Raw genomic sequence first — 13,579 nt, 5'->3', positions numbered from 1 at the left:
GAGGCCGCCCCCTCCGGGCCCCGGCTCTATGGTCGTCCCATGCACGATCTCCGCAGCCGCTTCAGCGCGCCCCTCCGCTCCCTGCGCGGACCGGCCGGTGGCCCCGACCCGGCCCCGTACGCCGACAACCTGCTGGCCCGGTGGGCCGAGCCGCAGCGCCGGTATCACACGACGGCCCATCTGACCGCCGTCCTGGACCACATCGACACCCTGGCCGCGTACGCGGACGACGCGGATCTCGTCCGGCTCGCCGCCTGGTTCCACGACGCGGTCTACCGGCCCGAGCGCTCGGAGAACGAGGAGCGGTCCGCGCATCTCGCCGAAGTCGCCCTGCGCGAGGCCGGGCTCGGGCCCGAGGACATCGCGGAGGTCGCCCGGCTCGTCCGGCTCACCGCCACCCACGACGCGGCCCCCGACGACCGCAACGGCGCGGTCCTGTGCGATGCCGACCTGGCCGTCCTCGCCTCGCCGCCCGCCGCGTACGCCGCCTACGCGGCGGCCGTACGGGAGGAGTACGGCTTCGTGCCCGACGAGGACTTCCGTACGGGCCGGGCCGCCGTCCTGGACCAACTGCTCGCGCTGCCGGGGCTGTTCCGTACCCCGCACGGCGTACGGGAGTGGGAGGCGCCGGCCCGCGGGAATCTGGCGGCGGAGCTGCGGACGCTGACGAGGCCGCGCCCGTCCCAGTAACGGAGCGGCTCGGCGCCACGCCCGTCTCAGTAACTGAGCGGTAGCGCGGCAGCCGGAATGTAATCACTCAGCCTGCTGTTGGCACCTGTCATGCCAGACTCCGTCCCCGCTGACATTCCGACGTCCGCACCCACCCCCACGCCCGCCCCCGCACCCACCTCGACCGATGCCCCTTCCGGCACCCCGGCGCGCGGCCGTATGCCGCTCGCCGTCTACATCCTGGGGCTGTCGGTCTTCGCGCTCGGCACGAGCGAGTTCATGCTCTCCGGCCTGCTGCCGCCGCTCGCCGAGGACATGAACGTGTCCATCCCGACGGCCGGGCTCCTCATATCCGCCTTCGCGATCGGCATGGTGGTCGGCGCGCCGCTGCTCGCCGTGGCGACGCTGCGCCTGCCGCGCCGTACCACCCTGATCGCGCTGATCTCGGTCTTCGGCCTCGGCCAGGTCGCCGGGGCGCTCGCGCCGACGTACGAGGTGCTCTTCGCGTCCCGGGTGATCAGCGCGTTCGCGTGTGCCGGGTTCTGGGCGGTCGGCGCGGCCGTCGCGATCGCGATGGTGCCGCTGAACCAGCGGGCCCGTGCCATGGCCGTCATGATCGGCGGCCTGTCGATCGCGAACGTGCTGGGCGTTCCGGCAGGCGCGTTCCTCGGTGAGAGCCTGGGCTGGCGCTCGGCGTTCTGGGCGGTGGGCGCCGCGTCGGCCGTCGCGCTGGTCGGGGTCGTCACACTGATTCCGCCGCTCCCCGTACCGGCCGAGAAGCCCCGGCTCAAGCGCGAGCTGGTCATCTACCGCGACCGTCAGGTCTGGCTGGCCGTGGTGATCACCGCGCTCGCCGCGGGCGGCGTCTTCTGCGCGTTCTCGTATCTCGCCCCGCTGCTCACGGATGTGGCCGGGCTGGACAGCGGCTGGGTGCCGACGGTGCTGGCGCTGTTCGGCATCGGCGCGCTGGTGGGTACGGCGCTGGGCGGCCGGTACGCGGACGCGCACCTCTTCGGCGTCCTGATCAGCGGCATCACGGTGTCGGCGGTGCTGCTCGCCCTGCTGGCCCTGACGGCCTCGCACCCGGTCCCGGTGATCGTGCTGACGTTCCTGCTGGGCGTCTCGTGCTTCTACACGGCGCCCGCGCTCAACGCCCGTCTCTTCAACATCGCCGCTGCCGCCCCGACCCTTGCGGGCGCCACCGCCACCGCCGCGTTCAACCTGGGCAACACGGGCGGCCCCTGGCTCGGCGGTACGGTCATCGACGCGGACTTCGGCTACGCCTCCCCGGCCTGGGCGGGCGGGGCCATCATGGTCGTCGCGGTCGCGATGACGCTGTGGGCGCTGCGGCTGCACCGCGGCGGCGCGTCGAGCCGCGTGATCGCGGGCTCGTCCGCGCGCCCCGCGACGGCGGCGGCCGAGGTGACCGGGCCGGCCAAGGCGGAGTGCGCCTCCTGAGCGACGGCGTTACGCGGCCGGGCGGAGCGCCGGTTGTTACGTGGCCGGGCCGAGCGCGTGTTGTTACGCGGCCGGGCGGCCCTTGGGCCGGCGCAGCCCGGCCGCGGTGAGGCGGCGGACCAGTTCCTTGGAGCCGATCTCGACCGCGCCGGCCCGGACCGCGATCCCGTAGTGGTCGGACGGTACGTCGTAGTGGTCCCGTTCGAACGCGCGGGCCGGGCAGTCGATGGCGGCGGCGAAGGTGTGCAGTTCGTCGAACGACACGTCGCTGACCAGGTGGGACCAGAGGCGGCCGTGGCCGGGCCAGGTCGGCGGGTCGATGTAGAGGGTCACAGCAGCCCCGTACCGCCGGGTCCGCCCGCGGGCTTCTGCGGGGCGAGGGAGCCGACCGGGGCGACGACAACGCCCTTCTTCCCGCAGATCCAGTGCGGGTCTTCCCCTAGTTCGGGCTCCACTTCCAGCGCGTGCGGACCGCCTTCTTCGCCGTCCGCATCATCCGCATCGTCCGTCACGTCCCTTGCGCTTCTGACGTCAGGCACCCCGTCGCAGAGCGGGCAGAGCGGCCAGCGTCCGTACCGCTCCAGCAGGGCGTCCTGTACGTCCTGGGCGATGAGCCCGGTCACGTACGCGACGCCCTCGGGCCACTGCTCGACCCACCAGCGGCGATGCGACACCGAGTCCTCTACGAGCGAGACGACGTCGGCGCGCGCGACATCGCCCGCGGCCAGATCAGCCAGCACCAGGGCGCGGGCGGCGTGCAGGGCCGGTTCCAGTGAGGGGCCATGGGTGGGGGAGTCATCCATTCAGCCATTGTCAGGGATATCCATGACAGGGAGATCTGAGGGTTGACCGGCGGGGAATTTCGAAAATATCTTTCAGGTATGACGCAGATCGTGAAGGAAAGTTCCAGCGGCGGTGCGGCACCCGCCGCGTCCACCGGCCCCGCGCCGCCCGAGGCACCCTCCGCGGGCTCGCCGCCGACGCCACTCGCACCGCCCGCGCCGCCCGCGCCGCCCGCGCCCGCCGCCCTGGCCGCCAAGGTGCGGACCCTCGGGCCGACGATGACCCGTTCCATGCAGCTCGTCGCCGAGGCCGTCGCCGGGGACCCGGCGGGATGTTCCGCGCTCACCGTCACCGGGCTGGCGTCGCTGACCGGCACGAGCGAGGCGACCGTGGTCCGCACCGCCCGGCTCCTCGGCTACCCGGGCTACCGCGATCTGCGCCTCGCGCTCGCCGGACTGGCGGCCCAGCAGCAGTCGGGACGCTCCCCGGCCGTCACGGCGGACATCGCCGTGGACGACCCGATAGCCGATGTCGTCGCCAAGCTCGCCTACGACGAGCAGCAGACGCTGGCCGACACCGCCGCGGGGCTCGACACGGTCCAGCTGGGCGCGGTCGTCACCGCGGCCTCGGCGGCCCGGCGGATCGACATCTACGGCGTCGGGGCGTCCGGGCTCGTCGGCATGGACCTCGCCCAGAAACTGCTGCGCATCGGGCTGATAGCGCACGCCTTCAGCGACCCGCACCTGGCCGTCACCAACGCCGTCCAGCTCCGCGCGGGCGATGTGGCCATCGCGATCACACACTCCGGCTCGACCGGCGATGTCATCGAGCCGCTCCGGGTGGCGTTCGACGGCGGAGCGACGACCGTCGCCATAACGGGCCGGCCGGACGGCCCGGTGTCGCAGTACGCCGACCATGTGCTGACGACGTCCACCGCGCGAGAGAGCGATCTGCGCCCGGCGGCCATGTCCAGCCGGACGAGTCAACTCCTGGTCGTCGACTGCCTGTTCATAGGCGTGGCGCAGCGTACGTACGAGACGGCCGCCCCGGCCCTCTCCGCTTCGTACGAGGCCCTGGCGCACCGCCACAGCGCACGCGGCGCCGGCAGCGGCGCGCGCTGACCGGACGGCACTCCAGCCGCCCCCGCAGACGGCACCCGCACCCGCATACCCCAACCGCAGCCCTCGATCCCCCGACCCGTCGTCCGTCCGCAGCCCGCAGAGAGAGCCGCGCCTTCATGACCACTCCGTCCTCCCCGACCGCCCGGACCTCGTCGTACGGCGAACTCCGCGCGCAGCTCGACTCGCTCACCACCGAGGCGTTCCGCCCGGACCTGGCCGGGATCGATCAGCTGACCACGCTGGAGATCGCCCGGATCATGAATGGCGAGGACGCCACCGTCGCCGCAGCAGTCGCCGCGCAGCTGCCCGGGATCGCCGCCGCGATCGACGCCATCGCCGCGCGTGCGGCGCGCGGCGGCCGGCTGATCTACGCGGGCGCCGGTACGGCGGGACGGCTCGGGGTGCTGGACGCCAGCGAGTGCCCGCCGACGTTCAACACCGGCCCGGGTGAGGTGATCGGCCTGATCGCGGGTGGCCCGGGTGCCATGGTGACGTCGGTGGAGGGCGCCGAGGACTCCAGGGAGCTGGCGGTCGCCGACCTGGCGGCGGTCGGCGTCACCGCCGCGGACACGGTGATCGGCGTCTCCGCCTCGGGCCGTACGCCGTACGCGATCGGCGCCGTGGAGCACGCGCGCGGGCTGGGGGCGCTCACGGTCGGGCTGTCGTGCAACGCGGGGAGCGCGCTGGCGGCGGCGGCCGAGCACGGCATCGAGGTCGTGGTCGGCCCCGAGCTGATCAGCGGCTCCACCCGGCTCAAGGCGGGCACGGCGCAGAAACTCGTGCTCAACATGGTCTCGACGATCACCATGATCCGGCGCGGCAAGACGTACGGAAACCTGATGGTCGACGTCCGCGCCTCCAACGACAAGCTGCGCGCCCGGGCCCGCCGGATCGTGTCGTTCGCCACCGGTGCGTCCGACGAGGAGATCGAGTCGGCGCTCCGGGAAACCCGCGGCGAGGTGAAGGACGCCATCCTCGTCATCCTCGGCGGAGTCGACGGCCCCACCGCCGCCACGCTCCTCGCCCGTTCCGACGGTCATCTGCGCGACGCGCTGATGGCCTCCCGCACCAGCTGAAAGAACGCGCACCATGGCTACCACGGACAAGAACCGCGCCACGGCCGAGGCGATCCTCCCGCTCGTGGGAGGCGCCGGGAACGTCGCGTCCATCGCCCACTGCATGACCCGGCTGCGCCTGGGGCTGCACGACCGCGCCCTCGTACGGGACGAGGAGCTGAGAGCGCTGCCCGCGGTCCTGGGGGTGGTCGAGGACGAGACGTACCAGATCGTGCTGGGGCCGGGCGCGGTGTCGAGGGTGACAGAGCAGTTCGAGACGCTGGTACGGGAGGCACCCGCCCCGGTCGCGGAAGCGCCCGTCCCGATGCCCGGAGCCCCGATGCCAGGAGCGCCTGTGCCTGGAGCGACGACCCCCGGAGCGCCTGTGCCGGGAGCGACGGCCGAGGAGCTGGCCGCGCGGGGCGAGGCGATCAGGGCGGCCCGTAAGACGAAGAACGCCACGCCCGTGAAGCTCTTCCTGCGCCGGATCGCCAATATCTTCGTCCCGCTGATCCCGGCCCTCATCGGCTGCGGCATCATCGCCGGTCTGAACGGCCTGCTGACGAACCTGCACTGGCTGCCGGCGATCGTCCCGGCGCTGACCGCGCTCGCGTCCGGCTTCATGTCGCTGCTGGCCGTCTTCGTCGGCTACAACACGGCGAAGGAGTTCGGCGGAACGCCCGTCCTGGGCGGTGCGGTCGCCGCGATCATCGTCTTCCCGGGCGTCGCCAACGTCGACGCGTTCGGCCAGCGGCTCTCCCCGGGCCAGGGCGGTGTGCTCGGGGCGCTGGGCGCGGCGCTGCTCGCGGTGCGGGTGGAGAAGTGGTGCCGCAGAAGGATCCCGGAGGCGCTCGACGTCCTGGTCACCCCGACCCTGACGGTGCTGGTGTCGGGCCTGGTAACGCTCTTCGGTCTGATGTACGTGGCCGGCGAGGTCTCCACCGCCATCGGCACCTTCGCCACCTGGCTGCTCTCCCACGGGGGTTCGGGCGCCGGGTTCGTGCTGGGCGGGCTGTTCCTGCCGCTGGTGATGCTGGGCCTGCACCAGGCGCTCATCCCGATCCACACCACCCTCATCGAGCAGCAGGGCTACACGGTCCTGCTCCCCATCCTCGCCATGGCGGGCGCGGGCCAGGTCGGCGCGGCGGTGGCCGTCTACCTCCGCCTCCCGCGCAACACCTCCATCCGCCGCACCATCCGCTCCGCCCTCCCGGCCGGCCTCCTGGGCGTCGGCGAGCCCCTCATCTACGGCGTCTCCCTCCCCCTGGGCCGCCCCTTCATCACCGCGTGCGTGGGCGGCGCCTTCGGTGGCGGCTTCGTCGGCCTCTTCAACCAACTCGGCCCGTCCGTGGGTTCCACGGCGATCGGCCCCTCCGGCTGGGCCCTCTTCCCCCTCCTGTCGGGCAACAGGGGACTGGGCGAGCTGATCGCCGTCTACGCGGGCGGGCTGCTGGCGGGGTATGTGGCGGGCTTCATCGCCACGTACTGCTTCGGCTTCACGAGAACGATGCTCCAGGAACTCAACACACCCCAGCCCGAGCCCCAGCCGCAGACCGCGACCCCGATCACGACCAACACGGGCGCGGCCCCACACGAACCGGCCCCGGCTCCGCAGCCGACCGGTGCCTGAGCCTGCCGTGCTTCAGGTAGCGGGCGTGTCTTCAGTAGCGGGTGTGTCTTCAGTAGCGAGGGTGCCTTGGGCGGACAGTTCCACGGCCCGTTCCATACAGCGCAGTCGGGCCGGGGAAAGGTCGTAGGGCATCTTGCCGATGGCTTCGTACGCACTCATGGAGCCGGGCTCCCGCCTGCCGGGGCCGAGGCCGGCCGCGTCCTCGCCGTCTTCGGCGGGAGCGGGGTGCAGGGTCTCCCAGACCGCGAAGAGGTCATCCTCGTCCTTGTCCAGGCCGGACTCCTCGGCCACGGCATTGAGGGTGTTCTCGAAGGCGTGCCGCTCGGCGGCTATGTGCTCCACCCGTGGATCATCGACGGCGACGCTGTCGTCGAGTGCCTCCTCGGCCGCATCGATACGGTCGGATTCCTCCCGCAGCGCGGGATGCGTGGCCAGGACGATGAAGCGGGTGGCCTGGAAGGCCGCGCCGAGCGGGCCGAAGATCCGCTCAGTGACCAGCAGGGTGTCCAGGTCCGCCTGGCGCAGGGAGCCCTCGGGCAGGTTCTTGAGGCGTTCGGTGACGAAGTCGGAGAGCAGCCCCATCCGGCTGCCTTCGGTGCGCATCCGCTGCACGGCGGTCCGTTGCCGCCGCAGTTCCGCCTCCTGCTCGGCGAGGGTTTCCTCCAGCCGCTCCAGGATGCCCGCGATACCTTCTCCGCCATCTCCGGTGTCCGCAGCAGCGGAAGCCGTACTGGCGGAAGCCGGGCCGGTGGTGAAGGCGGCACGCATGTCGTCCAGGGCGATCCCGGCGTCGGCCATCTTGCGGATCCACAGCAGGCGGATCATGTCCTCGTACCCGTAGCGGCGGCGGTTGTCGCCGCCGCGCTCAGGCTCGGGGAGCAGGCCGATCTCGTGGTAGTGGCGAATCGCCCGTGGTGTGGTGCCGGTGAAGGCCGCCGCGTCACCGATCTTGACCTGGCGGGGTGAAATGAATGACGAATGCATGGGGCAGGGACCATTCTTCAAGGGATCGGGATCAGGATCCGGACCGGGACGTGAGTCCACCGGACCACATGCCGCTACGGAAGGTGCAACCCCATACGCACGGCTCCGCCCGCGAGTGGCTGTGACCACTCACCTCACACGGCGCGTTCCATGCAGACCAGTTGATCCCGCGCGTCCCACGACGGAACGACGGTGAAGCCGAGCCGCTCGTACAGGGCGATGGCGCCCGCCCGCCACTTCCACACCGACAGCCGTACGGTGCTGACGCCAATCTCCGCGGCATGCGCGAGTGCGGCGCCGACCAGGCCGGACGCGATGCCCCGGCCCCTGAAAGCCGGGTCTGTCCAGAGCCTCTTGACCTCGGACCGCCCACCAACCGGGGCAGTCACCACCAGGCAGCCCACGGCGGTGTCCCCGCTGAGTGCCACCAGCACGACAGCGTCCGCGAACGCGGTCCCCGGGTCCAGGATTTCCGCCCGGTAGCGGTCCGGCAACCCGTCCACATCGGCGACGGCCGCGCCCTTCTCGGCCTCCGTCCGCAGGTGGTAGCTCGCCAGCAACGCGGCCGGCCCAGCAGCCGCGGAAGGGCTCTGACCTGGCCAGCGAACGATGACAACCTCGCGTTGATCCGTCACGGAGCCAGCATCACACCAACGCCTGGCCTAGAAGAGGCCGGCCTGCATGTACGGCGTGATGTTGCCGAGGATCTCGCGCAGCCATGGGCTGCGGGCGGCCGGCAGCCGGGCGAGGGTGTGCCGGAACGTTCCCGGATCGGCTCGGAACGGATAGCGGGGGCGCGGCGCGGGCGGATCGTCGCGCAGGACACCGCCCGGCATGACGCCCGACGCGGGAACGGGCAGGTGCGTCTCGGGAAAGGCCAGCCCCAGCCACACCCCGAACGGCAGCGGCACCGAATGCGTCGCGCCAACGCCCCCGGCCGGGGTCCAGATCTCCCCCGTCTGGGGATGGTCCGGTACGAGGAGGATGCCGGCATCCGCGCCAGGGACGGCGTCGCGGGCGGGCAGCCCCGGTCCGGCCAGGAGGACGCGCCGGACCGGTGGACCGGCCGGCAGGAGGGCATCGAGGGCGCGTTGGAACACTTGCGCGGTCAGGCCACCCTCCGGGACCCGTACGGCCCGGCCCTCCGAGGCCGCCAGCATATGGGCGAGCGCCCGGCCCGCCGCGGCCTCCCACTGCGGGCTCCAGGCCCACCAGCGCCGCTGACCCGGCCGCGCCGCCCATGTGGTGATCGGCTCGAACGGGGGTGTGCGCTTTCCCTCCCGCGCCTCCATCAACTCCGCCCAGGAGAGCGGCGCGGCATCGGTGCCGGCACCAGCACCGTCGACGGCCCGGCGGCGTACGGCGTCCGGATCGAGCCACACCGCCTGCCAGAGCGAGCAGTCGTCAACCCGACTCGCCACGGCCAACCCGCACGCCTCACAGGCCATGTTGGGCCCGTCGGCCCCGTCGAGGCCGCAGCAGTAGCCGCCGCCGCGTGCGTCCGGGAGCAGTACGGTGCCGCGCACATCGCCGGGCGCGATGACGACCGCGCCCGGCGTACCGTCGGACAGGACCTCAACCGGGCCGTAGACACCCCGCTCGGCCGCCTCCTCCGGACGGATCTCCTGCCACCTCCGCCACGGCGGCCCCCAGGGCTCCGGTTCCACGGCGAACGTGCCCGGTTCCATGAGTACGGGGAGCTGAATGCCGTTCCCGTACTTCTGGTGGGCATGGACCGGCAGGGCGACCGGGGCCAGCGGAGCGGTCAGCTCGGCACCGCACCCCGTACATACAAAAACGAACAAATGCCCCTCCACCTGGGAAACAGAGGCATCATCGCAGCGCACAGACGACCGGTCCACAGAGTTTCGCCGCAGGGGGCTGCCATCCACCTTCCGCTCAGCCCGCCGCCGTACGGAGGAACCGCACCAGATCCTCCACCCCGTACCCGATCAGCGACCCCCGCTCGGCGGCCATCAGCAGCAACTGCGCGACGATCGTGGCACCGTGCCCGTCCGGCCCGTCAGCCGTCCACTCCCAGAGCCCCTCGACCCCGAGATCCGTCATCAGCACCCCTGACGCGCCCCTGACCTCGGCGCACACCGGCGCGACCGCGTCGAGCAGATTCACGCCCGGCCGCTCGCACCGGAGGCAGAAGTAGTCCCCGTACCGCCCGGCCGAACACCCGCCCGGCGGAGCGGACTTCAGGACGTCGTAACGGGGGTCGTGGAGATCCGGCAGCCCTTCGGCAAGGCAGTGCAGGAGGTTGAACCGGTAACTGTTCACCTCTTCTGCCGCCTCATCGGCCGCGACTTCACATCCTCTTGCGTCCTGCGTTGCCATAAGCCCACTCCCGCACTCTGCGTATGAATTCGACCCACACAGCGTGGCGAAATATGGCTAGCCTGAACAGACAGTTCGTCCCAACACCGACAGGTGATGAACAGGGAGTCAGCCATGTCCGCACCCAAACCGCTCGATCCCTCAGCCTCTCCGCGCGCCATGCTCGGCGCCGAACTCCGACATCAGCGCGTACAGGCGGCGCTGTCCCAGGGGGAGTTGGGACGGCCACTCTTCGTCAGCGCGTCGTTCATCGGACAGCTGGAGTCCGGTACGCGCCGGATGCAGACGGAGTACGCGACGTACTTCGACGAGACGTTCAAGACGAACGGGTTCTTCGCACGCAACTGCGAAGCGCTGAAGAAGTCGAAGTACCCGGACCACTTCGCCGAGGCGGCGGAGGCGGAGGCGATCGCGACGGTGATCAAGGAGTACGCACAGTCTCTGATCCCTGGGTTGCTTCAGACGGAGGGGTACGCGCGGGCGGTGTTCGTCTCCGGTCTTCCGACGACGTCGGACGAGAGAATCGGCGAGTTGGTGTCGGCGCGACTGGAGCGTGCGAATCTACTCAAGGACCCGACAGAACCAGTTGTTTGGACAGTGCTTGACGAAGCCGTATTGCGCCGCCCGGTCGGCGGACCTGCGGTGATGGCCGAGGCGCTGCGACATATCGCGGCGCTGATGCGACGACGCAGGATCATCCTGCAAGTACTGCCTTTTGACGCGGGCGGGCACCCAGCACTTGAGGGATCCCTCAAGCTGATGGAGTTCTCCGACGCGGCACCACTCGTCTATCTCGAAAGCTTCGGCTCGGGCCAACTGCTGGACGATCCGGCATCAGTAACACGATACGAACTGGCCTACCATCTGGTCGGGGCCAGCGCACTGTCACCGGAAAAGTCCTTGGCCCTGCTTGAATCAGCGGCAGAGGATTACACCCATGATGAGCAGCATTCATGACTACGACCTGACCGCAGCAACGTGGCACAGGTCCACGTACAGCGGCGCCAGCGGCGGCAACTGCCTCGAAACCGCCAGAGACTTCCCCGGTGCCGCCACCTGGCGTAAGTCCTCGTACAGCGGCGGGGACGGCGGCAACTGCCTAGCCGTCGCCACCGGCCTCACCGGCATCGTCCCCGTACGCGACTCCAAGACCCCAACCGCCCCGGCCCTCGTCTTCCAGGCCGGGGCATGGGCAACGTTCGTCAACAACGTCAAGGCGTAGGCGCAACCGGAACCCGAACCGGAATACGAGCCTCAGTCCGCCAGGAGGCCCGCGTCGTGGGCCAGGACGGCTGCCTGGACTCGGTTCGCGCAGCCCGTACGGGTGAGGATGCGGCCCACGTGGGCCTTGACCGTGCTGGTGCTGAGGTGGAGTCGGCCGGCGATCTCGGCGTTGGAGAGGCCCTCGCCCAGGAGCCGGAGCACGTCGCGTTCGGCGGGGGTCAGGAGGTCGGTGCGGTGGCGGGCGGTGTCGGCTTCCTGGGCGGAGAGGAGGTGGCGTTCCAGCAGGCGGCGGGTGATACGGGGGGCCAGGACGGGTTCGCCGGTGGCGGCGGCCCGTACGGACCGGATCAGTTCGGCCGGGCCGGTGTCCTTCAGCAGAAAGCCCGTCGCGCCGACGCGCAGCGCGCGGGTCACGCTCCGGTCCTCGCCGAAGGCCGTCAGCATGACGACCGTCGTACGGGGTGACACCCGCGCGATGTCCTCGGCGGCGGCGATACCGTCCTTGACCGGCATCTGGATGTCGAGCAGGGCCACATCGATGTCCTGGACCCGGCAGGCGGCGACCGCCTCGGCGCCGTTGCCGGCCTCGGCCACCACTGTGAGATCGTCGGCGTGTTCCAGGACCAGGCGGATTCCCGTACGCATCAGGGCTTCGTCGTCGGCGACCAGGACTCGGATCATTACCTCATCGTATGACCTGTGCAACCAACAGGATGATGAGGAACAGAGCCACGGGAACCATGACGATCCCCGCCGCGCAGCCCGCGCCCAGAAGCCTCGGCCAGGTGAGGGTCTCGGCGGACAGCTCGGGCGAGGGCTGGTAGGGGTGCGGGTGGGGGGAGGGGTGCGCGAGTGGTGTTCCGAGCGCGCCGGGCGCGCCCCTCTCCCCCCGTACGGAACCCCCGCCCTTACGGGACGGCAGCACCGCCGCCGTACGGAACCCCTGCCCGTCCGGTCCGCCCACCGGCCCCGCCGTGAACGACCCGCCGATCAGCGTCACCCGCTCCTCCAGGCCGGCCAGTCCGCTGCGGTTCCCCGCCATCCGGCGGAAATCGGAGGTGTGCGGCGCCCTGTTGGTGACGGCGACCTCGATGCGGTCGCCGGTGTGGACCACCTCGACCCGGGTCGAGGCGCCGGCCGCGTGCTTGATGACGTTGGTCAGCGACTCGCGGACGACGCGGTGGAGGGCCTGGCGGACACGGGGTTCCTCGTCGGTGGTATCGGTCCCGGACCAGGCGAGTTCGGTGAGGACGCCCGCGCCGTTCGACTCGGCGACGAGCGCGGCGATGTCGTCGCGGGTGCCACGGTCGGCCGTATCGCGCGTGCCGTCCGTATCGCCCGTGTCGCCCGTGCCTTCCGTACCGCCCGTGCCTTCCGTACCGCCCGTACCGCCCGTGCCGTCCGCGCCGTCCGGCTTCGCCGCCGGGGCGGTGTCCGCCACCGCAGCCGTCATCATGTCGTCCCGGCGGAGCACGCCCAGGATCTCCCGCAGCTCCTCCATCGCCGTACCGGCGGTCTTCCGCAGCAGTTCGGCCTGCTCGGCCAACTCCGGCGCCGACTTGGCCGCTTGAAGCTCCATGCCGCCCGCGAACACCGATATGAGACTCAGCCGGTGCCCCAGCATGTCGTGCATCTCCCCGGCGATCCGGGTCCGTTCCTCCATGCGCGCGGTGGCGTCGGTGAGGACGCGTGTCTGCTCCAGGTAGGCGTTGCGCTCGCGCAGCAGCCGGACCAGCGGGCGGCGCTGCCCCAGCAGCATTCCGGACCAGGCGGGGAGTACCAGGAGGAAGACGCACGTGATCGCGACGCTCCCGAGAGCCTCGACGAAGCGGGCGGGCGCGGTCGGCGCGTGTACGAGCAGGGCCAGGGCCGAGCCCAGCACGGACGCGACAAGCACCGCGCGCCAGGCCCGGCGCTGCGGCTCGATGCGGCGCGCGGCCGACAGCACGATCAGGGGGAGCCCGATCTGCGCCCAGACGTTCTCGCCGAGGAACAGCGGTACGGTGCCCAGCAACACCCCCACCGGCAGATACCGCCTCGCGAGGATGAGGAGCACCACCCACACGGCCTCCAGGACCGCCGGCGCCAGGGACGGCGGCTGGATCCCGGGCACATCGAGGGAGAGCGGGACCACTCCGACGACGGCCACCAGCAGACCGATGACGGTGTCGTTGACCCTGGTACGGCGCGGCGCCGCCCGCCACGCGGCCACCGCAGCCCGTAGCTCGGCTCCCGCCGCCCGCAGCTTGGTCACCCCCGCCCGGAACAACACCTTCACTGCTGGCTCCGCTTCGCTTCGCTGATCTGTGGCT

The 13,579-nt window shown here is 71.3% G+C and carries 15 protein-coding genes; 7 read left to right on the top strand and 8 right to left on the bottom strand.

The features are described from left to right. The first annotated feature begins 39 nt into the window (after positions 1–39). Positions 40–690 carry an HD domain-containing protein gene (locus tag DVK44_RS19355; RefSeq protein ID WP_114660781.1) on the top strand — a complete coding sequence of 217 codons (651 nt, stop codon included), beginning with the start codon at positions 40–42 and terminating at the stop codon, positions 688–690. 198 nt (positions 691–888) lie between these two features. After that, on the top strand, positions 889–2,127 hold the full coding sequence (locus DVK44_RS19345) for a Cmx/CmrA family chloramphenicol efflux MFS transporter (protein WP_114660780.1): 1,239 nt from the start codon (positions 889–891) through the stop codon (positions 2,125–2,127). Positions 2,128–2,190: 63 nt separating this feature from the next. Here DVK44_RS19345 and DVK44_RS19340 read toward each other — a convergent pair whose 3' ends face one another. Both DVK44_RS19340 and DVK44_RS19335 read right to left on the bottom strand, forming a co-directional pair. After that, positions 2,191–2,460 (bottom strand): DUF4031 domain-containing protein, encoded by a 270-nt coding sequence (locus DVK44_RS19340; RefSeq protein ID WP_114660779.1) that lies wholly within the window; start codon positions 2,458–2,460, stop codon positions 2,191–2,193. Beyond that, entirely contained in the window at positions 2,457–2,930 is a 474-nt protein-coding gene (locus tag DVK44_RS19335; protein WP_114660778.1) for a hypothetical protein, read from the bottom strand. Before DVK44_RS19335 ends, DVK44_RS19340 begins: the two co-directional genes overlap by 4 nt. Positions 2,931–3,008: 78 nt before the next feature. Here DVK44_RS19335 and DVK44_RS19325 point away from each other — a divergent pair, with 78 nt between their 5' ends. The 3 genes from DVK44_RS19325 to DVK44_RS19315 all read left to right on the top strand — a co-directional run bounded on the left by DVK44_RS19325 (position 3,009) and on the right by DVK44_RS19315 (position 6,716). Further along, positions 3,009–4,031 (top strand): MurR/RpiR family transcriptional regulator, encoded by a 1,023-nt coding sequence (locus tag DVK44_RS19325; RefSeq protein ID WP_228447259.1) that lies wholly within the window; start codon positions 3,009–3,011, stop codon positions 4,029–4,031. Between the two features lie 116 nt (positions 4,032–4,147). Beyond that, positions 4,148–5,107, top strand: a complete 960-nt coding sequence (murQ, locus tag DVK44_RS19320; RefSeq protein ID WP_114660777.1) for an N-acetylmuramic acid 6-phosphate etherase — start codon at positions 4,148–4,150, stop codon at positions 5,105–5,107. 13 nt (positions 5,108–5,120) lie between these two features. After that, positions 5,121–6,716, top strand: coding sequence for a PTS transporter subunit EIIC (locus DVK44_RS19315; protein WP_114660776.1), 1,596 nt, complete (start codon positions 5,121–5,123; stop codon positions 6,714–6,716). 12 nt (positions 6,717–6,728) lie between these two features. Here DVK44_RS19315 and DVK44_RS19310 read toward each other — a convergent pair whose 3' ends face one another. From DVK44_RS19310 to DVK44_RS19295, 4 genes are all read right to left on the bottom strand, one after another. Then, positions 6,729–7,700 carry a MerR family transcriptional regulator gene (locus DVK44_RS19310; protein ID WP_114660775.1) on the bottom strand — a complete coding sequence of 324 codons (972 nt, stop codon included), beginning with the start codon at positions 7,698–7,700 and terminating at the stop codon, positions 6,729–6,731. A 134-nt stretch (positions 7,701–7,834) separates the two neighbouring features. Then, entirely contained in the window at positions 7,835–8,335 is a 501-nt protein-coding gene (locus DVK44_RS19305; RefSeq protein ID WP_114660774.1) for a GNAT family N-acetyltransferase, read from the bottom strand. A gap of 27 nt (positions 8,336–8,362) precedes the next feature. Further along, the gene (locus tag DVK44_RS19300; protein WP_114660773.1) at positions 8,363–9,505 is read right to left on the bottom strand and encodes a hypothetical protein; all 1,143 of its coding nucleotides are present in this window, start codon (positions 9,503–9,505) and stop codon (positions 8,363–8,365) included. Positions 9,506–9,599: 94 nt separating this feature from the next. After that, a complete protein-coding gene (locus tag DVK44_RS19295) occupies positions 9,600–9,986 on the bottom strand; it encodes an amidase (RefSeq protein WP_228447258.1) in 387 nt (128 codons plus the stop codon). Between the two features lie 171 nt (positions 9,987–10,157). On the opposite strand from DVK44_RS19295, the gene DVK44_RS19290 reads away from it, so the two are divergent. Continuing rightward, the gene (locus tag DVK44_RS19290) at positions 10,158–11,000 is read left to right on the top strand and encodes a helix-turn-helix domain-containing protein (RefSeq protein ID WP_114660771.1); all 843 of its coding nucleotides are present in this window, start codon (positions 10,158–10,160) and stop codon (positions 10,998–11,000) included. Continuing rightward, complete coding sequence (locus DVK44_RS19285; protein WP_114660770.1) at positions 10,984–11,265, top strand: DUF397 domain-containing protein; 282 nt, start codon at positions 10,984–10,986, stop codon at positions 11,263–11,265. Before DVK44_RS19290 ends, DVK44_RS19285 begins: the two co-directional genes overlap by 17 nt. Positions 11,266–11,297: 32 nt before the next feature. Here DVK44_RS19285 and DVK44_RS19280 read toward each other — a convergent pair whose 3' ends face one another. Beyond that, on the bottom strand, positions 11,298–11,948 hold the full coding sequence (locus tag DVK44_RS19280; protein WP_114660769.1) for a response regulator: 651 nt from the start codon (positions 11,946–11,948) through the stop codon (positions 11,298–11,300). 4 nt (positions 11,949–11,952) lie between these two features. Further along, a complete protein-coding gene (locus DVK44_RS19275; RefSeq protein WP_114660768.1) occupies positions 11,953–13,545 on the bottom strand; it encodes a sensor histidine kinase in 1,593 nt (530 codons plus the stop codon). Between the last annotated feature and the right edge of the window lie 34 nt (positions 13,546–13,579).

The sequence above is a fragment of the Streptomyces paludis genome (assembly GCF_003344965.1).
GTDB classification, from domain to species: Bacteria; Actinomycetota; Actinomycetes; order Streptomycetales; family Streptomycetaceae; genus Streptomyces; species Streptomyces paludis.
The sequence above is the reverse complement of the archived record's forward strand: the minus strand, read 5'-3'. Positions and strand labels throughout refer to the sequence as shown.